Annotated in this window: 20 protein-coding genes; 16 read left to right on the forward strand and 4 right to left on the reverse strand. The window is 59.6% G+C overall.

Annotated features, from left to right (window positions below):
- On the reverse strand, window positions 1–808 hold an 808-nt coding region (locus B2P82_RS09125), incomplete at its 3' end, for an alpha-L-arabinofuranosidase family protein (RefSeq protein WP_524537549.1).
- A gap of 136 nt (window positions 809–944) precedes the next feature.
- Here B2P82_RS09125 and crcB point away from each other — a divergent pair.
- The 7 genes from crcB to B2P82_RS09160 all read left to right on the forward strand — a co-directional run bounded on the left by crcB (window position 945) and on the right by B2P82_RS09160 (window position 7,099).
- A complete protein-coding gene (gene crcB, locus B2P82_RS09130; protein ID WP_290496708.1) occupies window positions 945–1,328 on the forward strand; it encodes a fluoride efflux transporter CrcB in 384 nt (127 codons plus the stop codon).
- Entirely contained in the window at window positions 1,325–2,371 is a 1,047-nt protein-coding gene (locus B2P82_RS09135; RefSeq protein ID WP_290496712.1) for an RluA family pseudouridine synthase, read from the forward strand. The genes crcB and B2P82_RS09135 overlap by 4 nt, the downstream gene beginning before the upstream one ends.
- Window positions 2,371–3,045 carry an HAD-IA family hydrolase gene (locus B2P82_RS09140; protein ID WP_290496714.1) on the forward strand — a complete coding sequence of 225 codons (675 nt, stop codon included), beginning with the start codon at window positions 2,371–2,373 and terminating at the stop codon, window positions 3,043–3,045. Before B2P82_RS09135 ends, B2P82_RS09140 begins: the two co-directional genes overlap by 1 nt.
- Window positions 3,046–3,092: 47 nt before the next feature.
- A complete protein-coding gene (locus B2P82_RS09145; RefSeq protein ID WP_290496716.1) occupies window positions 3,093–3,821 on the forward strand; it encodes an ATP12 family chaperone protein in 729 nt (242 codons plus the stop codon).
- A gap of 112 nt (window positions 3,822–3,933) precedes the next feature.
- Window positions 3,934–4,449 (forward strand): hypothetical protein, encoded by a 516-nt coding sequence (locus B2P82_RS09150; protein ID WP_206990807.1) that lies wholly within the window; start codon window positions 3,934–3,936, stop codon window positions 4,447–4,449.
- Window positions 4,450–4,620: 171 nt separating this feature from the next.
- The gene (locus tag B2P82_RS09155) at window positions 4,621–6,153 is read left to right on the forward strand and encodes an acyl-CoA carboxylase subunit beta (RefSeq protein ID WP_290496718.1); all 1,533 of its coding nucleotides are present in this window, start codon (window positions 4,621–4,623) and stop codon (window positions 6,151–6,153) included.
- Window positions 6,154–6,673: 520 nt separating this feature from the next.
- Complete coding sequence (locus tag B2P82_RS09160) at window positions 6,674–7,099, forward strand: VOC family protein (protein ID WP_290496720.1); 426 nt, start codon at window positions 6,674–6,676, stop codon at window positions 7,097–7,099.
- A gap of 72 nt (window positions 7,100–7,171) precedes the next feature.
- On the opposite strand, the gene B2P82_RS09165 is transcribed toward B2P82_RS09160, so the two are convergent.
- Entirely contained in the window at window positions 7,172–7,300 is a 129-nt protein-coding gene (locus B2P82_RS09165; protein ID WP_255341991.1) for a hypothetical protein, read from the reverse strand.
- Window positions 7,301–7,783: 483 nt separating this feature from the next.
- Here B2P82_RS09165 and B2P82_RS09170 point away from each other — a divergent pair, with 483 nt between their 5' ends.
- The 3 genes from B2P82_RS09170 to B2P82_RS09180 all read left to right on the forward strand — a co-directional run bounded on the left by B2P82_RS09170 (window position 7,784) and on the right by B2P82_RS09180 (window position 10,660).
- On the forward strand, window positions 7,784–8,179 hold the full coding sequence (locus tag B2P82_RS09170) for a hypothetical protein (RefSeq protein ID WP_290496723.1): 396 nt from the start codon (window positions 7,784–7,786) through the stop codon (window positions 8,177–8,179).
- A 179-nt stretch (window positions 8,180–8,358) separates the two neighbouring features.
- Window positions 8,359–9,453 carry a histidine kinase dimerization/phosphoacceptor domain -containing protein gene (locus tag B2P82_RS09175; RefSeq protein WP_290496725.1) on the forward strand — a complete coding sequence of 365 codons (1,095 nt, stop codon included), beginning with the start codon at window positions 8,359–8,361 and terminating at the stop codon, window positions 9,451–9,453.
- Window positions 9,454–9,883: 430 nt separating this feature from the next.
- Window positions 9,884–10,660: a PhyR family response regulator anti-anti-sigma factor gene (locus tag B2P82_RS09180; protein WP_206990802.1), complete on the forward strand. Its 777-nt coding sequence runs from the start codon at window positions 9,884–9,886 to the stop codon at window positions 10,658–10,660.
- Between the two features lie 33 nt (window positions 10,661–10,693).
- Here the strand turns inward: B2P82_RS09180 and B2P82_RS09185 are convergent, their stop codons facing one another.
- Window positions 10,694–12,832 carry a TonB-dependent receptor gene (locus B2P82_RS09185; protein ID WP_290496727.1) on the reverse strand — a complete coding sequence of 713 codons (2,139 nt, stop codon included), beginning with the start codon at window positions 12,830–12,832 and terminating at the stop codon, window positions 10,694–10,696.
- A 522-nt stretch (window positions 12,833–13,354) separates the two neighbouring features.
- Between B2P82_RS09185 and B2P82_RS09190 the strand changes: the two genes are divergently transcribed.
- The 3 genes from B2P82_RS09190 (at window position 13,355) to B2P82_RS09200 (ending at window position 17,751) form a co-directional block, all read left to right on the forward strand.
- Window positions 13,355–14,941 (forward strand): hypothetical protein, encoded by a 1,587-nt coding sequence (locus tag B2P82_RS09190; protein WP_290496729.1) that lies wholly within the window; start codon window positions 13,355–13,357, stop codon window positions 14,939–14,941.
- 15 nt (window positions 14,942–14,956) lie between these two features.
- Window positions 14,957–15,733 (forward strand): hypothetical protein, encoded by a 777-nt coding sequence (locus tag B2P82_RS09195; protein WP_290496731.1) that lies wholly within the window; start codon window positions 14,957–14,959, stop codon window positions 15,731–15,733.
- 95 nt (window positions 15,734–15,828) lie between these two features.
- Window positions 15,829–17,751: a glycoside hydrolase family 9 protein gene (locus B2P82_RS09200; protein ID WP_290496734.1), complete on the forward strand. Its 1,923-nt coding sequence runs from the start codon at window positions 15,829–15,831 to the stop codon at window positions 17,749–17,751.
- A gap of 3 nt (window positions 17,752–17,754) precedes the next feature.
- Here B2P82_RS09200 and B2P82_RS09205 read toward each other — a convergent pair whose 3' ends face one another.
- Window positions 17,755–18,531: an exodeoxyribonuclease III gene (locus tag B2P82_RS09205; protein WP_290496737.1), complete on the reverse strand. Its 777-nt coding sequence runs from the start codon at window positions 18,529–18,531 to the stop codon at window positions 17,755–17,757.
- Window positions 18,532–18,611: 80 nt separating this feature from the next.
- On the opposite strand from B2P82_RS09205, the gene tatA reads away from it, so the two are divergent.
- From tatA to tatC, 3 genes are read left to right on the forward strand one after another with little or no spacing between them, the layout of a single operon-like run.
- Window positions 18,612–18,827 (forward strand): twin-arginine translocase TatA/TatE family subunit, encoded by a 216-nt coding sequence (gene tatA / locus B2P82_RS09210; protein WP_034811537.1) that lies wholly within the window; start codon window positions 18,612–18,614, stop codon window positions 18,825–18,827.
- Between the two features lie 24 nt (window positions 18,828–18,851).
- Entirely contained in the window at window positions 18,852–19,250 is a 399-nt protein-coding gene (gene tatB / locus B2P82_RS09215; protein ID WP_290496739.1) for a Sec-independent protein translocase protein TatB, read from the forward strand.
- Entirely contained in the window at window positions 19,247–20,068 is an 822-nt protein-coding gene (gene tatC, locus B2P82_RS09220) for a twin-arginine translocase subunit TatC (protein WP_156947804.1), read from the forward strand. Before tatB ends, tatC begins: the two co-directional genes overlap by 4 nt.
- Window positions 20,069–20,127 lie beyond the last annotated feature (59 nt).

Here is a 20,127-nt window from a genome sequence, read left to right on the forward strand (position 1 = left end):
TCTTGCCCCAGTCGCCGGTGGGCAGGGTGTAGACATGCAGGGAGATGCCTTCGGCCAGATCGGCGATATAGGGATGTTCCAGGATTGTGTCGGCATATTCCGGGTTTGCGTCATGCGCGCCGGAGATGATGCGCACCGGCTGGTTGCCGGCGGTTTTCGCAAAGCTCGCAAATTGCGCGTAGAGATCGGCATAAGCGCCCGGCGTGATGGCCCCGCCGCAGCCCCAAGTCTCGTTTCCGATGGACAGGTAGTCGACCGTCCAGGGTGTGTCGCGGCCATTTGTACGGCGCTCTTCGGCGCGGTCGCCCGTTTCGGCCGTGATATATTCCAGCCAGTCAGCGCCTTCCTTGGCTGTTCCCGTGCCGAGGTTCAGATTGAGATAGGTCTTCGCGCCCAGCCGCTCGGCGAAACTGAAGAATTCATGTGTGCCGAATTCATTGCTTTCCGGCGTGCCGCCCCAGACCATGTTGACCCGTGCCGGGCGGTCAGCCCGAGGGCCGATGCCATCGCGCCAATGATAGAGATCGGCGAAGCAGCCGCCGGGCCAGCGCACGACCGGCACGTTCAGCGCCTTCAGGGCGTCGAAGACATCATCGCGAATGCCATCGGTGTTGGGGATGTCACTGTCGGGGCCTACCCAGATCCCGCCATAGGGCTGGGTGCCGACATGTTCGAGGAACTGGCCGTAGATTTCCGGCGCGATTGTGTGGGTCGGGGCGTCGAGATCCACATCAAGTGTGGCCTGGGCGGCGGCTGATCCCATGCAGAACAAAAGGCCGGCAAGGCTCGCGGCGATACGGTTTTTCATGATTGGCTCCCTACGATACTTTTTATTTTAGCGCTAACATTCGGCGGGTCCGGGGCCCTTAGTCAAGCTGCAATCGTTTCCGCGCCAGAGTCATGCGGCACTGGCTAAGCGGGCCGGTTGAAGCTAGAAGGCCGCCATGAACGGATTTCTCGCAGTTGCAGCAGGCGGCGCCATTGGCGCGTCGCTCCGGCATGGGGTCGGCCTTATGGCCGTGCGCCACCTGCCGTCTGGCTGGCCGCATGGCACATTCGCCGTGAATCTGCTGGGCAGCCTGCTGATGGGCCTCTTGGTCGGTTGGCTGACGCTGAAGGCCGAAGGGCTGCACCAGACGACCCGGCTGTTCCTGGCGACAGGATTGCTCGGCGGCTTTACCACCTTCTCGGCATTCTCGCTGGAAGTGGCGGAATTCCTGCGCAAGGGCGAAACCCTGAAAGCAGGCACCTATGCGGGGCTCTCACTGGTACTGGGCGTGATCGCACTGTTCATAGGACTTTGGATTGCCCGAAAGGTATTCGCATGAGCGGCCAGATTGTTACTGAAACGGTTTCCGACAAGGAATCCGGCACCCGGCTTGATCGCTGGGTCAAGCGCCGCGTGCCGGTCACGCAGGGCCAGATCGAGAAGATGCTCCGCACGGGGCAGATCCGCGTCGATGGCTCGCGCGCCAAGGCCAATACGCGCCTTGAGACCGGCCAGCAGGTGCGCCTGCCGATCATGGACGCGGACGTGACCCGTCCAGCGCAGAAAAAGGCCGAGCGCGTTTCCGAGGAAGACCGCCAATTCATCCGCGACCTGATCCTCTACGAAGATGACGAGATGATCGCCATCAACAAGCCTGCCGGCATCGCCGTGCAGGGCGGATCAGGGCAGGGCCGCCATATTGATGGCATGCTGGCCGCGCTGGGCGATGGCGAGCATCGCCCGGTCCTTGTCCACCGGCTCGACAAGGATACGAGCGGTGTGCTGCTGCTGGCCAAATATCCGAAGGCCGCCGCGCAGCTGTCGGAGAAGTTCCGTAGCCGCGACATGAGCAAGGTCTATTGGGCCATTACCGTTGGTGTTCCCAACCCGCCCTTTGGCCAGATCCGCTGCTGGATGGTGAAGGGGATCGAAGACGAGAACGAAGAAGACGGTTACCGCGTCATCCATCCCAAGGCCCGTGGCCGCCGCGACGCGGACCGCGAACGCATGTTCCGTTCGGCGCAGGGCGTCGAGGGCGCACGTCATTCGATCACGGACTATGCGGTGATCTCCACGGCAGGGCAGAAGGCAGCGTGGGTGGCGCTGAAGCCGGAAACAGGCCGCATGCACCAGCTGCGCTTTCATATGCTGGAAATGAATACGTCCATTCTCGGTGACTTCAAATACCAGTCCCGGCGCGAAGTGCCGCAGGGCCTTGCGCCTGGCATGCACCTTCACGCGCGCAGCCTCATCATACCGCGCCAGACTGGCAAGCCGATCAAGATCGTCGCGCCGCTGCCGCCGCACATGAAGCAGACTTTTGAATCCCTCGGCTTCCTCGAACAGGAAGCTGGCAAAGACCCATTGGCACCGTTCATCTGATGTCGGGTTTGAAGCTTGCCATATGGGACGTGGACGGAACACTCGTCGACAGCCGAACCTCAATTCATGAAATCATGGTTGAGGCCTTCACCCTGTCGGCCCTGACGCCGCCGGAATATGATGCGACGCGCCGAATTGTCGGGCTCAGCCTGCATGAAGCCTGCGGCCAGCTTGCGCCAGACGCCAATGCCGCCGAGATCGACCGGCTGGTGAATGATTATCGCGAGTCCTGGGTTCGCGCCCGGGCCAGGCCAGATTTCACCCAGCCGCTTTATAATGGCGCGTTGGAAACGCTCGAAATGCTGCGCGAGGAAGGCTGGCTGATCGCGATGGCGACCGGCAAGACTCACAAGGGCATCGAAAGCCTTTTTGGGGCACACGATATCCAGCATTTCTTTGATACGGTCTGGTGCGCTGATGACGGCCCCGGCAAGCCGCATCCGCACATGGTGGAACAGGCGATGGGCGCGCTGGGCTGCGCGCCACATGAAAGCCTCATGATCGGCGATGCGATCCACGACATTTCCATGGGCCGCGCCGCCGGCGTCTATACCCACGGCGTCAGCTGGGGCTTTGGCGCGGCGCACGAACTCGAAGAAGTTGGCGCCCACGAAATCCACCATGAGTTCGAAACCCTCCGGAAAAGCCTGCTGGCGTTTGAGCCGGCCCTGTAGCACTTCCCCTCTTGGAAACCCGCCCTCATGAGCGTACATGCCCGGCCATGACTGACGAGACCGAACCCCAAGAACCCCCGAAGCCGAAACGCTTCTACGAGAGCGCCAAGCCGGAGCAGATTCCCGGCGGCTGGACCGTGGAACTGGATGGCCGCTCCATCAAGACGCCTGCGCGCGTCGCCTTGAAGCTGCCGACCGAAAAGCTGGCCAAGGCGGTTGCCGCTGAATGGAATGCCCAAGACGCAGAGATCGACCTGATGTCGATGCACCTCACGCGGCTTGCCAATGTCGCGATCGACCGTGTGCCGGAGACCCGTTACGAGATGGCGGATGAACTGGCCCGCTATTGCGAGACCGATCTGGTCTGCCACATCGCCGAGGAGCCTGAGGAACTGGCCGAGCTGGAAGAGGCCCATTGGGCCCCACTTCGCGCCTGGGCCGGGCAGGCGCTGGACGTGATCCTCGTGCCGGTCGAAGGCATCATTGCCTCGCCCCAGCCAGATGCCTCGCTGGAAGCGGCGCGCAACTATGCCCTCGGGCTCGACGATTTCGCCCTGACAGGCCTTCTGTTCGGATGCGGCCTTTACGGGTCTGCTGTGCTGGCCATGGCCGTGGTCGAGGGCGAACTGACGGCGACCGACGCGTTCGAGGTCGCCCGCATTGACGAGGCCTGGCAGGCCCAGCATTGGGGCGAAGACGATGAAGCCAAGGCCGCCACGGCGCTGCGCCGGATCGAGGCCAAGGCGCTGGAAACCTGGCTCGTCGGCCTCGGCTGATCGCCCTGCGCAACAGCGCGCACCCGCAGTTGAACGAAGATGAACCGCAGCGAAACCTGCGATGAACGCCGCGCTCAGGCCGTGTTCCTGTGGCGCGTGGTCTGCTCGGCACATGATGAAGAAAATCATGAATGTCCGAGTGGCTGCCGTTGCCCTTGCTGCGTCCGCCCTCATCGCCGCCCCCGCCATGGCCGACCCGGCCCGGGGCAGCATCGCCCAACTTGAGACCCGGCTTGGCGCGACAGGCCTGTCGATCCAAATCGGCCACAATGCCCCGACGGGGCGTCATGGCCGGTATCGCGCCAATCAATGGGGCCAGTCGCTCCGGCAGGAACGCCAGCTGCGTCGCAACGCCGTTCAGGCCTGCCGCGCCGCGATCAGTCGCACGGCATGGCGGGCCGGCTTCCACGATGTCGATTTCGATGATGACCGCAGAATCCAGCAGATCGGCCCGAATGGGTTCCGCATCCGCTTTGATGATGTGGAATTCGAGAACCGCCGCCGCGAGCGGGAACGCGACGTCACCTGTCTCGTTAGGCGGGGACAGGTCGCCCGGCTCGACGGTATTCCGCAAACGGGTCAGGCGCGCAATCGCGGCCAGAACGGCCACAGCCGCTACGGCTACTGACGCAACGGCACCCCTGGCGGCGGGCCGAGCAGAATGATCGCCCTGCCGCGGCGCCCCGGACCAGACATCCGGGGCGTTTGCGTTTTCAAGGGCCTAACGCCGCACTTGCCTTTGTTGCGCTGCCGTATAATCACGGGGGAGCAAACAGAAACAGAAGGCCGGGAGAGCCCCATGAAGGACGTGATCGAAGCGCTGGAAGCCAAACGCGAAGAGGCCCGTCAGGGCGGTGGCGCTGCAAGAATCGAACGCCAGCACGCCAAAGGCAAGCTCAGCGCGCGGGAGCGTATCGAAGTGCTGCTGGATGAAGGCAGCTTCGAAGAATACGACATGTTCGTTGAGCATCAGTGCTCCGATTTCGGCATGGATGAGCAGAAGATCCCCGGCGACGGCGTTGTCACCGGCCAGGGCACCATCAATGGCCGCCTCGTCTATGTCTTCTCGAAAGACTTCACCGTCTTCGGCGGCTCCCTGTCGAAAACCCATGCCGCCAAGATCGTGAAGGTCCAGAAGGCCGCCGTGATGAATGGCGCGCCAGTGGTCGGCATCTTCGATGCGGGTGGCGCGCGCATCCAGGAAGGCGTCGACAGCCTTGCCGGCTATGCCGACATCTTCATGGAAAACGTCCTCTCGTCCGGCGTGATCCCCCAAATCTCCGTCATCATGGGCCCGTGCGCCGGCGGCGATGTCTATTCGCCTGCGTTGACCGACTTCATCTTCATGGTGAAGGACACGTCCTACATGTACGTCACCGGCCCGGACGTGGTGAAGACCGTGACGAACGAGGAAGTCACCCACGAATCCCTCGGCGGGGCATCCGTCCATGCGGCCAAGTCCGGCGTGGTCGATGGCGCGTTCGAGAACGACATCGAGGCGCTGGTCCAGATGCGCCGCCTGATCGACTTCCTGCCCGGATCGAACCGCGAAGACCCGCCGGTCCGCACCGTCTATGATTCCGCCGAGCGCGTGGAAGACAGCCTCGACACGCTGATCCCGCCCAACCCGAACTCGCCCTACGACATGCGCGAGCTGATCGAGAAAGTGGCCGATGAAGGCGACTTCTTCGAGATCAGCCCGAAATTCGGCGCCAACATCCTCTGTGGCTTCGGCCGCATTGAGGGCTCCACGGTCGGCTTTGTCGCCAACCAGCCGATGACGCTGGCCGGCGTGCTGGACATTGACGCCTCCCGCAAGGCGTCGCGCTTTGTCCGCTTCTGCGACTGTTTCAACATTCCGGTTGTCACCTTCGTGGACGTGCCGGGCTTCATGCCGGGCACCAAGCAGGAATATGGCGGCCTCATCAAGCATGGCGCGAAACTTCTGTTCGCCTATGCCGAGGCGACTGTGCCCAAGGTCACCGTCATCACCCGCAAGGCCTATGGCGGCGCGTATGACGTGATGAGCTCCAAGCATCTGCGCGGCGATGTGAACTATGCCTGGCCGACGGCCGAGATCGCCGTGATGGGCGCCAAAGGCGCGGTCGAGATCATCTTCCGCAAAGACCTGGGCGACGAGGAAAAGATCGCCGCGCACACCAAGATGTATGAGGACAATTTCGCGAACCCCTACGTCGCCGCGCGCAAGGGCTATATCGACGACATCATCATGCCGCACTCAACCCGCCGCCGCATCGCCAAATCCCTCCGGGCCCTGCGGACCAAACAGCTCGAAAACCCGTGGAAGAAACACGACAATATTCCGCTTTAGAGGCGAGGGGCTGGGCTCTTGGACGACGATTTAGAAGCTATTTGGCGCTTGGCTACAAAGCTGCGAGGCGCAATTGAGGCGTCTCCTACATCAAGTCGACCTATCAGAGTCCGAGAGTTTCCAAACGGTTCATGCGGAGAGGCCTCATATATTCTTGGGGCCTTTTTGGCGGATAACGGAATCCGTGGATTTAAATATCAAAGTGGAAAAAATTTCACCGTCCCTAACCGCTTCTATTATCATGCATGGCTTGAGCGTAACGGCTTGGTAGTCGATATCACGGCAGATCAATTTGAGTTTGACTATCCCCCAGTGCTCATCTCTCGATCTGATAGATGGTATGAGGAATTCGAACTAGACGAGCCTGGGCCGTCAGACTTTCGAGAATTGCATGATGGCTTTCCCGAAGTAGCTCGCTACTATGCCGTATTGAGTAGTTCGTTGACTTAAGCAAAATTTCGATCCTTGACCTCACCCTAACTTGAGCAACTACAAGACAGGCCCCTCACGAACTTCGTGCATGAAAGGCCCGTCCATGATCCTCAACCAGATTACCATTCCCTGTCTCGATTATTCCGCCAGCGTCGCTTTTTATGAGGCGCTTGGCATGGTGCAGATTGTGGAGGCTCCGCCGCGCTATGCCCGGTTCGAGAGCGCGGATGGCAGCGGCGCGACCCTGTCGCTCCACACGGTCAGCCCGCCGGTCAGTGCGTCTGTGCGCTCCGGCACGGTGATCTATTTCGACCATCCGTCCGCCGATGCACTGGATGCACATGTTGAGGCGTTGAAAGCGCAGGGGCTTGTCTTTGACAGTCCACCGACTGACGTATCCTGGGGCTGGCGCGAGGCACGGCTGCGCGACCCGGCGGGCAATGAAGTCTGCCTGATGTTCGCCGGCAGGGCCCGGCGCTTCCCGGACTGGCGCGTGGATGGCCGCACCGGCTGAGCCGTTTGAGCGCACGCGGCCAGGCGTGGGGATACGCCCGGCCGTCGCGCATTCAAATCTGCGGTAAGGGCGTCAGCGTTTCTTCTTCTCGACGCCCAGCATGGAGTCAGCTTTCAGCGTCGGGTTCGACGCATTGGTCTTGGGCTTTTCCGCTTTCGGTTTGCGGATTTCCTTGTTCGACTTCTTCTGACCTTTGGCCATGAGGGTCTCCTTTGGCTTGCGCCATTTGGTGCGGCGCAGGAAACCGGGCGCCGGCGATCCGGGCAGAAACAGTCATTGCAGAGGGACTTGCCGGACAGGTGCACCCGGAATGGCGCAGCGGCATGCGAGTCAGATAGGCGCGCATTGCAGCGAATGTAAGGCGTGTCCACGCGGCGGGGTTTCGCACCTCCGGCTGAGCCGCGCCGATCCGCCCGCGCTGATGCTTCGACTTCGCTCAGCATGAGCGCTATAGGGTGGGCGATGCCTGATGGACTCATCCTGAGCGAAGTCGAAGGATGACTGGTTGCGGTCAAGCCCGCATCCGGATCCCGGATGAATCCTGCAGATTTTGCGGGATGACAAGATTGGTAGCTGACGGAGCGCAATCCTGTCCCCCCCTCAAATCAGCCCATCCTGCCGCAGGCATTGCCCCGAAAATAAACCTATCCTCCCCCTCTGTGGACGGATGTAGAATAGGCGGTGATGGACTGCTCGCTGTTCTCCCCCATTCAGAACCTGCCCTGGTATCTCTACCCGGTCTGGCCATTGATCTTCTGGCGCATCCAGCGCGTGAAGGCATGGTTCCGGCGCGCGGGCGGGCCGGGCTCGCAAATGCTGTGGGGCGTGGACGCGCGGGGCAGGGTGACCATCCTGGCCCTGTCGGACGATTTGTCAGGTCGCAAACGCGCGCCCTTGCCGGGGGCAGAGCCCTCGCGCGCCCTGCATGCCGCGCTGAGCGGGGAATTGCTGGATGCGAGCCCCGCCGCGTGCCGCGCGAAAGGGCCGGGACAATGGCGCGATGGATGCGTCCACTTATGGGCCGTTTATGGACCAGTTATGGACACGCGCGGCGCGATATTGCCCATGCCGGACACCTGACCCGGCCTTCTCCTCCCGACATTTCCATCCTGACTTCCAAGCGCCTTCACAGGCGTCGCCTCTGTTGGCGCATGGCCCCCGATCCGCCCGGTGCGGCGGGGCGCACTTAAGGCTGTTTTTTTTGAAGTTTCGGCTATAGTAGGTGCCAGTCCCGCAACGCGAACTGGAATATCTGCTGCATGGAAGCCGCCCCGCACCCACAACAAGCGCTCCGGCTGGAAACCCTCCGCAAGTATGAAATCCTCGATACGCCGCGCGAGACGGACTTCGATGAGATCGTGGAACTGGCCTCGAAAATCTGCAATGTGCCGATCTCGGTGGTCAATCTGATCGATGAAGAACGCCAATGGTTCAAGGCCGAAGTCGGCATCGGCGCGCGCGAAACCCCACTGGCCACCTCGATCTGCTCGCACGTCGTGCTCAGCTCCGACTTTGTCGAGATCAACGACACCCACAAGGATCCCCGCACGGCCGACAATGAACTCTGCATGCCCGCAGATGGCTTGCGCTTCTATGCCGGCGCGCTGCTCAAGGCAAAGAACGGCATGCCAATCGGAACGCTCTGCGTGCTGGACAACAAGCCCAATGCGCTGAATGATTTCCAGAAGTCTGCCCTTCACACACTTGCCCGCCAGGTGATGCGCGAACTGGATCTGCGCCTCGCGCTGAGGGAGCAGAAAGTTCTGCGCAACGAGATCGATCACCGCGTCAAGAACTCCCTCCAATCCGTCGCCTCGCTCGTGCGGGTCTACAAGGGCCGCGCGGAACGGGGCGAGGACATGGCTGACGCCTTTGACGCCATCGGCCGCCGCATCGAAGCCACCGCTGCGCTCCACCAGATGCTGCATGACTCGCCGCTGGATGACGCCGTCATGATGGATGACTTCCTCAAGGAGATTGCCAGCCTGCTGCAGGATTCCGCCCCTGACAATGTCAGCATTTCCTGCGACGCATCGCCGGTTGCCATCTCGACCTCGGTGGCCAGTTCCATCGCCGTTATCGTCAGCGAGTTCGTGGCCAATTCCATCAAGCACGCCTTTGTCGACGGCCAGTCCGGCCATGTCGCCATTTCCGGCAAGTCCCTGGCGGACGGCACGCTCGAAATCACCTGCGAGGACAATGGCGACGCGAGCCCGGAATCGACCGCCACCAAGACATCCGCCAATGGGCTCGGCAAGCGCATCATGAAAGCGTCAGCCAGCCAGATCGGCGCGACGTTCGAAAACGGTCCGGGCCCCAAAGGCTATCGAATGGTGTTGACCCTTCCAGGATAAGCCCGTTCGCACCTCTTGGTGGCTTACGCTTTGGGAGTGAACCGGCTCTCTCAGGCGCCTGAATGGCAGCTGGAACTGCTAAAACTTGCCCCTGCGCGACGCAGATGCAAGTGGGTGGGGCTCATCCTGTAGTAAATGCAGTAGAACGAGAGGCGCGGACGCCGCTGAGTGGGGGCCTGCTGCCTCGGAACAACAAGCTTGTGGAAGCGCCCACAACTCAATCGCTGTGATCCGGGTTGTGTTGAAAACACTGCAGAAATGGCGAGTGGATGACGGAAAAAACACGCGAGAGGGGAGCCGCCGGGAATTTGCGACATATATTGTTCTTAAGGCTCGGTTATGCATTTGTGCCGAACACGATGGTTAAGGCGGGTTGGCCAACCGTTGTGTCCAGTTTAGGACGCCATCGAACAAGGGGGACGAAAGCGCGATGCTCTCAGACTTGATATCATCTGAACTGCCTTATCTGCGGCGGTATGCGCGCGGACTGATGGGAGAACAGCAGAACGGCGACGAAGCTGTTGAGGATATGATCGAGTCGTTGATCTTCCGGATCTCGGTCGCTCCCGACCTCAAGTTCCAGAAGGCAGACCTGTTTGCCGAGCTCGACAAATCGATCAGCAAAAGCGTTTCTGAACTGTCCGACGAGACTGGTATTGCCAAGATCATGAATGCCATGACCACACTTCAGCGGCGCGCGCTGTTGTTGACGGTTGTGGAGGGGTTTTCCGTCCAGGAAGCCGCCCGAATTCTGGCCGTGACGATAACCGATATCGAAGACATGCTCAGGGAAGCGGAAACAAATATCGCCAATGAGGTCAGTACAACTGTCCTGATCATCGAAGACGAGTCGATGATTTCCTATCAATTGTCGCAGATCGTCAAAGAGGCTGGCCATGAAGTCGTCGGAATTGCCACGACACAGACCGAGGCGGTCGAATTGGCAGCAGAACAGACGTTTGGACTGATCCTGTCAGATTTGCGCCTCGCCGACGGATCCGTTGGAATTGACGCTGTGAAGGAAATCTTCGCGAACATGAATTCCGAAGTGCCGGTCATCTATATCACCGCCTATCCGGAAATGTTGCTGCAGGGGCAGGACAACGAGCCCTCTTATCTGATCCCGAAGCCGTTCGAGCCACTGCATGTGCGCACGGTGGTGGATCAGGCGATTCTTTCCGCGTTTCTTGGGCAGGAAACGGCCTGACTTGCGCTTGGGCAAATCAGGCCTGATCCGGTTTTAGAATGAGACCCTGATCCCCACGCGAATGTTGCGGCCCGGTGCCGGAACCGCATCCTTCAGAACTGACGTCGAATACCGCACTTCCTCGTCTGTCAGGTTGCGGCCTTCCACGAACAGCTGTGTGCCATCCTTGCCAAAGCCAGCTTCAGCCAGATCAATCGCCGCGCGCAGGCCCGTCGTGACATAGCCATCGGTAGGCAGAATACCTGCACCTGGATCATCCTGGTCGGCTGCCGCCGTCAGGGTCCAGCCTGCAGACCAGAGGCCCCAATCAGCGTCCAGGGCCGCATGGAGTGTGAGCGGCGGCAGATAAGGCACGTTGTTGCCATCATCCAGTTCGCCTTCAACAATATCCAGGCTGGCCGAGGTCACCCAGCTGGCACCGAGCAGACCCTCCGGGAACCGAGCTTCAGCCTCGATCTCTGCACCTGTGAACTTCGCGCCCTGTTGCTGGAACAGGAAGACCGGAAGTTCATCCAGCTCATCAACTTCCAGTCCATCTTCTATCGCGACGCCCGGCGTCAGATAGATGAAGCCGTCGAAGTCCGCATGAAAAACGTTGCCGCTGATGCTGAAGAGATCATTTTCCCAGCGGAGCGAGGCTTCGATATTCGTGCCTTTCTCCTTGTCGAGTGAGGAGTCACCGATTTGATACTGGCTCGTCGCAAGGTGTGGACCATCAGCGAACAGTTCGCTTTCATTTGGTGCGCGCTCAGTATAGCTGACCTGACCGCCGATCCACCAGCCTGATGCCACATGCCTGTGGCCACCAGCGGATGCGCTGAACAGATCGAAGCTCCGTTCGCCCTGAACATCATTGTCGAGCTCTGTACTGTCGAAGCGAAGCCCCCCTTCCAGAACTGAATAATCGTCCAATTGCAAGGTCTCGAACACGAAGGCACCGAACGTCTTCGTTGAAGTGGGAGTCAGGAAGGCTTCGTCCCCATCTGCGCTGAAGTCCTTATCGAGGAATTGGATACCGGCTGCACCCTCAATCTCACCAAATTGATGACCGAGCTCCAAGCGTCCTTCCGTCCCCTCCGTCGTGAACTTCGTTCCGGGTTCGCCTGGGCCTTCGAACTCGACATGCTCATAGTCAGCATAGGACAAATTCCCCGAGATACGGGTCAGAGGGCCCGCATCCAGCTTCGCGCCACCCCGAATATCATAACGGGTCTGTTCCAGATCGATAAACGGGGATTCTTCCTCGTGGCCTTCCTCCTCCTCATGGTCCTCATCGTCGTGCTCTTCTTCCTCATGCTCATCATGTTCGTGGCCTGAGATGCCATAGCTCGACATTTGCTGACGCAGCGCGAAGCCGAGGAATGCGTCGTCGCCAACCCACGAGATGCCGGCTGAGTAGGTTTCAGACTGAAGGAAGGAGTTTTCCATCGTGTCGCGGACTTCTTCATGCTCCTCGTGGTCTTCGTGTTCCTCTTCGCTCTCTTCTTCATGCTCGGCTTCTTCAGCTGCGCGTGCAGCAGAAGATTCGGCAAAGCCCGGAATATCGTAGTCGCCAAAGTCACGTGCAGAGGCTGATAGTGTCAGCACAAGCGGGCCCGTCGCAAAGCGTGCCTTTCCGCCCGCCTCTGTACCTTCATTCACACTATTGTTCGCGGCGAAGCCCTCAAATGATACCGGTTCATCCGGCAGGCTTTCAACAATCAGGCCGTCAATGACATTGACGACGCCGCCAATTGCCTGGCCGCCATAGGCCAAAGCCGCCGGACCGCGCAGGATTTCAATCTTCTCGGCGTCGATACCGTCAGTTGCGACCTGATGGTCCGGCGAGGCGGCAGAGGCATCGAGCGCGCCGATTCCATTCGTCAGAACCAAGACGCGCTCAGCGCCAAGCCCCCGCAGGACCGGACGGCTCGCGCCTTGTCCGAAAAAGGTCGTGGACACACCGGCTTCTCCAGCCAGTGTGTCGCCGAGTGTGCCGGAGAGCTTTTCGATGATTTCTCCGCGATTGATCGCGGTGACGTTGCCGACCATTTCGTCGGTGTCCCGTTGAGGGCCGACGCCGGTCACAATGACCGTATCAAGCGTCTCGGGGGCGTCCTGAGCGAAAGCAAGGGGGCTTGCGCCCAGCATAAGCGATGCCGCAACGACGCGGCGGGAGATATGGGATTTCATGTTCCGGGAAGTCCTTCAGACAATAGGGAATGCCACCCGAAGGCGGCAGAATTGGTCGCTATTGCTGAAGGGAAGGCGGACTTCGCGGCGGTGGAGCGCGGCCGGGTGGCCGAGTCCATGTTGGCTGCGAGAATTGCGGCTCGGTGACCTCGGTTTCGATTGCGTAAATATACGGACTGGCCGGCACATCCGGCAGTACGATTTGAATGCTCGCCACAGCAGTCAGGTCGCAAGTAACCCCATAGTGATTGTGCGGCTGGTCGGCATGCGCCGCGGCATGCCCCAGGGCGAGCGCCTGAACGAAAACGAACAGGGCTGCGAGGAATGCCAAACGGTGTGTATGAGACTGCCGGGCGCGCATGGTTATTCTGTTACATTTTCGTGAGCTGGGCCGCAAGCGCCAACGCACTTAAAAAACATTACGATCCGCACTTCCTGCTTCAGCTTTCACGCTTCAGTAACCAAGGCAGCCCATCCTCGCGAAAGTTAATGAAAAGCCTTGAGCTGTTAAGAGGATGTAGCATGTCGAAAAATGCTGTGCGCTGGGGCGCAGATGTTGGTTGCCAGAGCAAAGTCAAGCCGCTGGAAATCCGCAACGACCTTTCCGATCATGGGCTGAAGGGCAAGCGCGCCCAAGGGTATCTGGGGCTGAATCGCCAGTTCACGAAGGTTACGGCTAAGAAGGACGGCCGCGACGGCCTTCCGGCGTCGGATGCGTCGACCCCTGATCAGTGGAGTGAATGCGAGCAGCAGATCGCTGAACGCGCAGAAGATGTGCGCCGCGGTCTCGGGACATGGCTGACCACGACAGCGGCGTCGGTGCGCAATTATATCAGCGACTATACGCCGATAGATATTTATCCGGATCAGCTGCGCGAGGCGATCAAGTCCGAAGAGAATGAATACCGTCACTACGAGCTGGACGATGTGCATGATGCGAAGGAGACGCATTCGGCGGCAATCATCGAGCTTCAGCAATTCAAGCTGCGTCATGGAGACCGGATCGGGGATCGCACGCCGGACATCAAGAAGAACATCGAGCAAGCCGTTGCGATCCTGATCTTCATCATGATCCTTGAGGGCGGTTTCAACGCACTTCTGTTCAAGGACGCGCAGGCCAATGGCCTGATGGGCGGCCTGATGATTGCCTTTGGCGTGTCTTCGGTAAATGTCGTGTTCGGCGTGATCGCAGGCTTTTTTGGCCTGCGCTATCTGAACCATCCGGCGCTTCCGGCGAAGATCATGGGCGGTACCATCGCGATGGTCTTCGTCCTGGCCGGCATCTTCCTCAATTTCTTTGTCGCGCATTTTCGCGACGCGGTCGAAACGGGACTGCTTGCGGCGACAGAGGCGGGGACGCTCGGAACCTTCTCAATGTTCTCGATTGCGCCCGGCGACGTCGTCATGTCGATGTTCCCGAACATCTTTGGCCTGGAAAGCTTCCTCGCCCTTGGCCTGCTCTTCATGGGGCTCGCTGTGTTCGGGCTGGCTGTCTATGAAGGCTATGACCGTATTTCCGATCGCTACCCTGGCTATGGCCGCGTCTGGCGCAAGGAGCGCCGCGCCTATGAGCGTCGCCAGGAAGTTCGTAATGGCGTGCGGGACGATCTGTCCGATTATTTCTCTAGCTGCCGTCTGTGGTTTGAAACTCAGCAATCCCGCCACGTCTCAGCCAAGCGTGAGATCGAGAAGGCCATGAACCTGCTCGAAACCCGCCGCGATTATGCGTCTGCGATTGCAGCGCGCGCCGCCGATCAGGAGCGCAGCCTGAAAGTCGCCTATCGTCAGGCCCATCGCCGCGCGCGCAACGCCAATCGTGACCGTCTGGGTGATCAGGCCCCGTGCCCGGAATACTTTAGTGAAATCGTCACACCACAATTGCCGCCGTTTGACTATTCCAAGGAGCGGGATCAGGCGAACAAGGCGATTGCAGCGATTGACAACAATATCAAAGCGCTGAACCAGACCCGCGAATGGCTTGAACAGCACATCCAGCAGGTCCAGAAAGGCCTGTCCTCAATCGAGAAGAAAGTTGCTGACGAAATCGGCAAAGTCCGCGAGGCCAAGGGATCTACGCATGTTCCCGTGGACCAGGCTCGCCGGGCCTAGAAGGAGACATAAGGGATGCCACGTCGCAGAAGTGACAAAGGCCCATGGTTCTGGCGTGGAATGATTGCGCTGATGCTGGGTGTCGTATTTGCCTTGTTCGCCGTTGTGGCGTTCAACCAGCCGCCATCCCTGATGGCTGATTCCAGCTGCCGTATGGACCGCAAGGACCCGGCCCATACGATCATCCTGATCGACCAGTCAGACCCGTTCAATCCGAATGATCTGGATTGGGTCTATGAGTTCGTGGACGCTGAAGCCCGCGCCCTGCCCAAATACGGACGTTTGACGGTCATGACGCCGAACGCGGCAAGCCCTTATGATCCAAAGCTTGTTTACTATGCGTGTTCGTCGGGGAGCGCTGCAGAGGCCAACCCGATCTTCCAGAACCCGAAAATGATCGAGCAAACCTGGCAGACCCAGTTCTATGCGCCACTTCTGGAGAATGTTGAGTCAGCACTGACTGACACGCGCCAGCCGAGTTCTCCGCTCGTTGAAGCTGTGTACTCGATCGCCGACCGCGCCGATTTCCAGGCTGGTGAAACCAATCGCCGGATCGTGCTGGTCTCCGACCTGATGCAGCATTCGGAAGGGTTCAGCTTCTACCGCCTCGGTGCCGATTATGAGGCCTATCTGGACTCAGATCTGGCCAAGATGAGTCCGGCTCTGGAAAACGTCGATGTCGTTGCCCGTATCGTGCCACGTCAGATCTATGACCTGCCCATGGCCGACGTTAAGGCGTTCTGGCGTGCCTATTTCAGCGAGGCGGGCGCGGATTATGGCTCGGTGAACTGACTTCACCGACCCTATTTAGGTCTCGCGATCGAGGTTGTTTGGCCCTATTATTGCAAGCTGAAGCCCAAAGAAGGCGCAGTAAAGGGAAGAAACTTATGTTCAACCTCCGCAAAGCAAGTCTGGCCGCGATGGCATCGGCCGCACTGTTGGCCGGGTGTTCGTCGGTTCCCGTGCCTGAGGAAGCTGGCATGGCCAGCGGCGCCAGCGTGGTGACGCCGAAACAGCAGGAATATCTGGCAGCGTTCAACGCGCCGCGCGGGCCGGTTCGTGCGACCCAGACCGGCATTCGCCCCGGATATAATTTTGTCGGCGTCGCCGAAACCGATCTCACCGAAACCCTTGAATGGCAGATCGTTGCGCCGAATGGGGTTGTGGTCGAGCAGGGGCGCACAATTCCCTACGGATTTGACAGCGGCTCCGGCGCCAACGTCCAACTGGTTGTGACCAGCGGACTACGCACGCCAGCGACCAACCTCGTGCTGGTTGTGGAGGGTGTTGGAAAGAGCCATCCATTTGACGTTTCGGAAGATATCTTCCGCGACCTCAAATACGATACGTTGAGATACTTCTACCACAACCGTGCCGGCGTTCCGATTGAATCCGAGCATGCTGGCGGCGAGCAGTGGGCGCGTCCGGCCGGACACGAAAAAGAAGTGCTGACCTGTTTCCATGGCAAGGACATGTACAAGATCAGCTGGCCCCGCTGTGACTATACGCTGGATGTCTCCGGCGGGTGGTATGATGCCGGTGACCAGAGCAAATATGTGGTGAATAGCGGCATCAGCGTCTGGACGTTGCTGAATGCCTATGAGCGCGGCACATCCGGATTTGAGGATGGCGCGACGAACATTCCGGAATCCGGTAACGGCCTGAATGACCTGTTGGATGAGGCGCGCTACAATCTCGACTACATGCTCGCCATGCAGGCGCCTGACGGCGCAGAAGCCGCCATTGTCCAGGGCAACATGAAAGGCAAGTGGCAGACCAAGGCACCGAAGATGACGGATGTATCCGGTATGGTGCATCACAAATCAGGTAATACCGAGTGGCCATCGCTGCCGATGATGCCTCACAAAAACACTGGCCCCCGTGCCCTGTTCGCACCCTCCACGGCGGCGACCCTGCATGTGGCGGCCGTTGGCGCGCAGTGTGCCCGTGTGTTCCGCGGCGTCGATGATGCGTATGCCGACAAATGCCTCGCGGCAGCCAAGCGCGCCTATGCCGCGGCGCAGCGGATTCCAGATGCATATGCCTATGGAAATTTCCCCGGCACAGGGCCCTACGGCTCGACTGATATTCGAGGTGAGTTCTATTGGGCCGCCGCTGAAATGTACGTCACTACAGGCGAAACCGCCTATGCCGATGACCTGAAGACCTATCAGGGCGAGCTGGACGCATGGCCAGTCAGCGGCCTTCAGGAACCCAACTGGGGCGACACGATGGGCCTCGGTATTCTGTCGTTGGCGCGTGTTGCTCCGGACGAATTCCTGCGGGATGAAGCGGCTGAAGGTTTGCTGCAGACGGCAGATGCGTACCTCACTCAAATTCGGTTTGAAGGATACCAGATCCCCCTCAATCGCGGTGTCTGGCCGTGGGGATCGGTTGGAACTCTGGCCAATCGCGGTCTTATTCTTGGCACTGCCTACGACATGACCGGCAACGTTCAGTATCGCGATGGCGCGTTGGACCTGTTGGATTACATCCTTGGCCGGAACCCCCGCGATATCTCGTACATTTCCGGCCATGGGGAGAATGCCTTCAAGGCTCCGCATCACCGTCATTGGGCCGGCGCACAGTATCGGGGATTCCCGCTTCCGCCTCCGGGCGCTGTGTCGGGTGGACCGAACAACACCAATCCTGCTGGTCCGGTTTCCAGGGCCATTATTGACGAATGCCAGGCCCAGACCTGCTACGCCGACCACGTAGACGCGTATGAGCTGAACGAAGTGGCGATCAACTGGCAGGCTGCAACGTTCTGGCTGGCGGCCTGGGCCGACGACATTGACCGTGCGAAATAGGCGCTAGTCTTCGAAGACGCCGATGACCGGCACATGGTCTGATGGCTTCTCGAGCTCGCGGGCCTTGCGATAGATCTCTACCGATTGGAGCCTGTCGCAAGCCTGAGGCGAGCAGAGCAGATGGTCGATCCGGATGCCGTGATCCTTTTTGAAAGCGCCGCCCTGATAATCCCAGAACGTGTACTGGTGTGCACGATTATCGGTCAGTTCAAAAGAATCCGCCAGACCCAGATATTTCAGTTTTCGGAAGTCAGCGCGCGTCTGGGGCAGGGCGAGTGCGTCGTCCTGCCAGACGGTTTCGTCCCAGCAATCCTCGGGTGTGGGGATGCAATTATAGTCGCCGCAGAGGACAAAGGCTTCGTCCAACTTCAGCAGCTCACGCGCATGTTGCTCCAGCGCGTCCATCCATTCCATCTTGTAGTCATACTTCGGGCCGGGGGCAGGGTTTCCATTCGGCAGGTATAGACCGCCCACACGGATTGGGGTGTCGCTGAGGATCAGCGCCTCGATATAGCGCGCCTGTTCGTCTTCGATCGTTGGCAACCCTTTGGTCACGTCTTCAATCTCATGCTTGGAGAGCAGGGCGACCCCATTATAGCTTTTCTGCCCCAGCACGGCGCAGTTCCAGCCGCGTTCTTCCAGTTCGAGATAGGGAAACGCGTCGGTCTCGCACTTGATTTCCTGAAGGCAGACGACATCGCAATTGATGGCATCGAGCACTTCCAACACTGTGGGAAGGCGTGCCTTGATCGAGTTGACATTCCATGTGGCGATACGCATGGCTGTTCTTTAGCAGCTTCGTTCCATTGTTCCAGCGTGAGCTGCTGTATATATTCAGGGAATTCTTGAAGGAGAGAGGCATGTCGCCAAGCTGGATTCAATTGCTGATCGTCGTGGTCGTTGCCCTCCTTCTGTTCGGTGGTCGTGGTCGCATCTCCTCCATCATGGGCGATATGGCCAAGGGTATCGGGGCCTTTCGCAAGGGCCTGAAGGATGAGGAAGAGACCAAATCCGTCGACAATGACGACATGGTCAATGTTACCCCAAAGAAAGACGAGACGAAGGCCTCGTCATAAGCTGCCGAGTGGAGGGCGCTTAGCATGCTGCCCGGAATCGGGTTTTCCGAACTCCTGTTGTTGGGCCTTGCGGCGCTGATCATTGTCGGTCCCAAGGATCTGCCGATGATGATGCGCCGGGTTGGCCAGTTCGTCGGCAAGGGCCGCGCCATGGCACGTGAATTCCAGGCAGCCTTCGAAGATATTGCCCGCCAGAGCGAACTCGACGAACTCCGCAAGGAGATCGAAGATCTGAAGAAAGACAACACGATGCAGAAGGCGCAGGACGATTTGGCCGCCTTTGAGGCGGATGTGAATTCTGCGGTCATGGAAAAGAGCCCGCCGCCCAAACCCGCCGCGCCAGCAGTGGAAACAGTGTCTGAGCCGAATTCCGAGCCAGCAACACCACCGGCCTCGCCGAAAACCGGGGATGATGCTGCGTGACCCACGTGCCGCCGAAGGACGAACAGCCAGACTTCACCGATGATGAAGTCGAGGCGAGCCGGGCTCCGCTGCTGGAGCATCTGGTCGAGCTGCGCGCGCGCCTGATCAAGGCTTTGCTGGCGCTGTCGGTCGCCTCGATTGTCTGCTTCTTCTTCGCCGAGCCGATCTATGACTTCCTGCTGGCGCCATTTGCGCGCGTGGCCGAAGGCATTCGCGGGGCGCCGCTGGAGTTGATCTTTACTGGCCCGATGGAGTTCTTCTTTGCCAAGCTGAAACTCGCCGTATTCGCCGGCATTTTCCTGTCCTTCCCGTTTATCGCCTGGCAGGTCTACCAGTTCGTGGCACCGGGCCTTTACAAGAATGAGCGCGGGGCCTTCTGGCCGTATCTGGTCTTTGCACCCTTGCTGTTCACGCTCGGCGCGGCGTTTGTCTATTTCCTGATGCTGCCCATGCTGGCGCGGTTCTCGGTGTCGCAGGAGAATATCGACAGCACGGTCGCAACCATCAAATTATTGCCCCGCGTATCGGAGTATCTCTCGCTGGTAATGGCGTTGATGCTGGCCTTTGGCCTGTCGTTCCAGCTGCCGGTGATCCTCAGCCTGCTGGGGCGGATCGGGATCGTTTCTTCTGACGCGCTCGCCAAGGGTCGGAAATATGCCATTGTCGGCATTCTCTGCTTCGCGGCCTTTTTCACCCCGCCGGATGTGATTTCGCAGATCCTGCTGACCGTTCCAGTCCTGATGCTCTACGAAATCTCTATCTGGTGCGTGAAACTGATCGAGAAAAAGCAGGCCGAAGAGGATGCTGCGAGGGAGTAAGAAGTCGCCCTTCGATTTCCCCGAGCAGGCCCAAGCGCACGCGCAGGACGCGGCCCCAA

This window comes from Hyphomonas sp. UBA4494 (assembly GCF_002388935.1).
Lineage (GTDB): Bacteria > Pseudomonadota > Alphaproteobacteria > Caulobacterales > Hyphomonadaceae > Hyphomonas.

Bases quoted from the DNA above. Each gene is read 5' to 3' on its own strand.
- B2P82_RS09160 (WP_290496720.1), top strand. From the start codon at position 6,674: ATGAAAGGCCCGTCCATGATCCTCAACCAGATTACCATTCCCTGTCTC.
- tatB (WP_290496739.1), top strand. From the start codon at position 18,852: ATGCTGCCCGGAATCGGGTTTTCCGAACTCCTGTTGTTGGGCCTTGCG.
- B2P82_RS09135 (WP_290496712.1), top strand. From the start codon at position 1,325: ATGAGCGGCCAGATTGTTACTGAAACGGTTTCCGACAAGGAATCCGGC.
- tatA (WP_034811537.1), top strand. From the start codon at position 18,612: ATGTCGCCAAGCTGGATTCAATTGCTGATCGTCGTGGTCGTTGCCCTC.
- B2P82_RS09175 (WP_290496725.1), top strand. From the start codon at position 8,359: ATGGAAGCCGCCCCGCACCCACAACAAGCGCTCCGGCTGGAAACCCTC.
- B2P82_RS09145 (WP_290496716.1), top strand. From the start codon at position 3,093: ATGACTGACGAGACCGAACCCCAAGAACCCCCGAAGCCGAAACGCTTC.
- B2P82_RS09190 (WP_290496729.1), top strand. From the start codon at position 13,355: ATGTCGAAAAATGCTGTGCGCTGGGGCGCAGATGTTGGTTGCCAGAGC.
- B2P82_RS09170 (WP_290496723.1), top strand. From the start codon at position 7,784: ATGGACTGCTCGCTGTTCTCCCCCATTCAGAACCTGCCCTGGTATCTC.
- B2P82_RS09200 (WP_290496734.1), top strand. From the start codon at position 15,829: ATGTTCAACCTCCGCAAAGCAAGTCTGGCCGCGATGGCATCGGCCGCA.
- crcB (WP_290496708.1), top strand. From the start codon at position 945: ATGAACGGATTTCTCGCAGTTGCAGCAGGCGGCGCCATTGGCGCGTCG.
- B2P82_RS09155 (WP_290496718.1), top strand. From the start codon at position 4,621: ATGAAGGACGTGATCGAAGCGCTGGAAGCCAAACGCGAAGAGGCCCGT.
- B2P82_RS09195 (WP_290496731.1), top strand. From the start codon at position 14,957: ATGCCACGTCGCAGAAGTGACAAAGGCCCATGGTTCTGGCGTGGAATG.
- B2P82_RS09205 (WP_290496737.1), bottom strand. From the start codon at position 18,531: ATGCGTATCGCCACATGGAATGTCAACTCGATCAAGGCACGCCTTCCC.
- B2P82_RS09140 (WP_290496714.1), top strand. From the start codon at position 2,371: ATGTCGGGTTTGAAGCTTGCCATATGGGACGTGGACGGAACACTCGTC.
- B2P82_RS09165 (WP_255341991.1), bottom strand. From the start codon at position 7,300: ATGGCCAAAGGTCAGAAGAAGTCGAACAAGGAAATCCGCAAACCGAAA.
- B2P82_RS09185 (WP_290496727.1), bottom strand. From the start codon at position 12,832: ATGAAATCCCATATCTCCCGCCGCGTCGTTGCGGCATCGCTTATGCTG.
- B2P82_RS09180 (WP_206990802.1), top strand. From the start codon at position 9,884: ATGCTCTCAGACTTGATATCATCTGAACTGCCTTATCTGCGGCGGTAT.
- B2P82_RS09150 (WP_206990807.1), top strand. From the start codon at position 3,934: ATGATGAAGAAAATCATGAATGTCCGAGTGGCTGCCGTTGCCCTTGCT.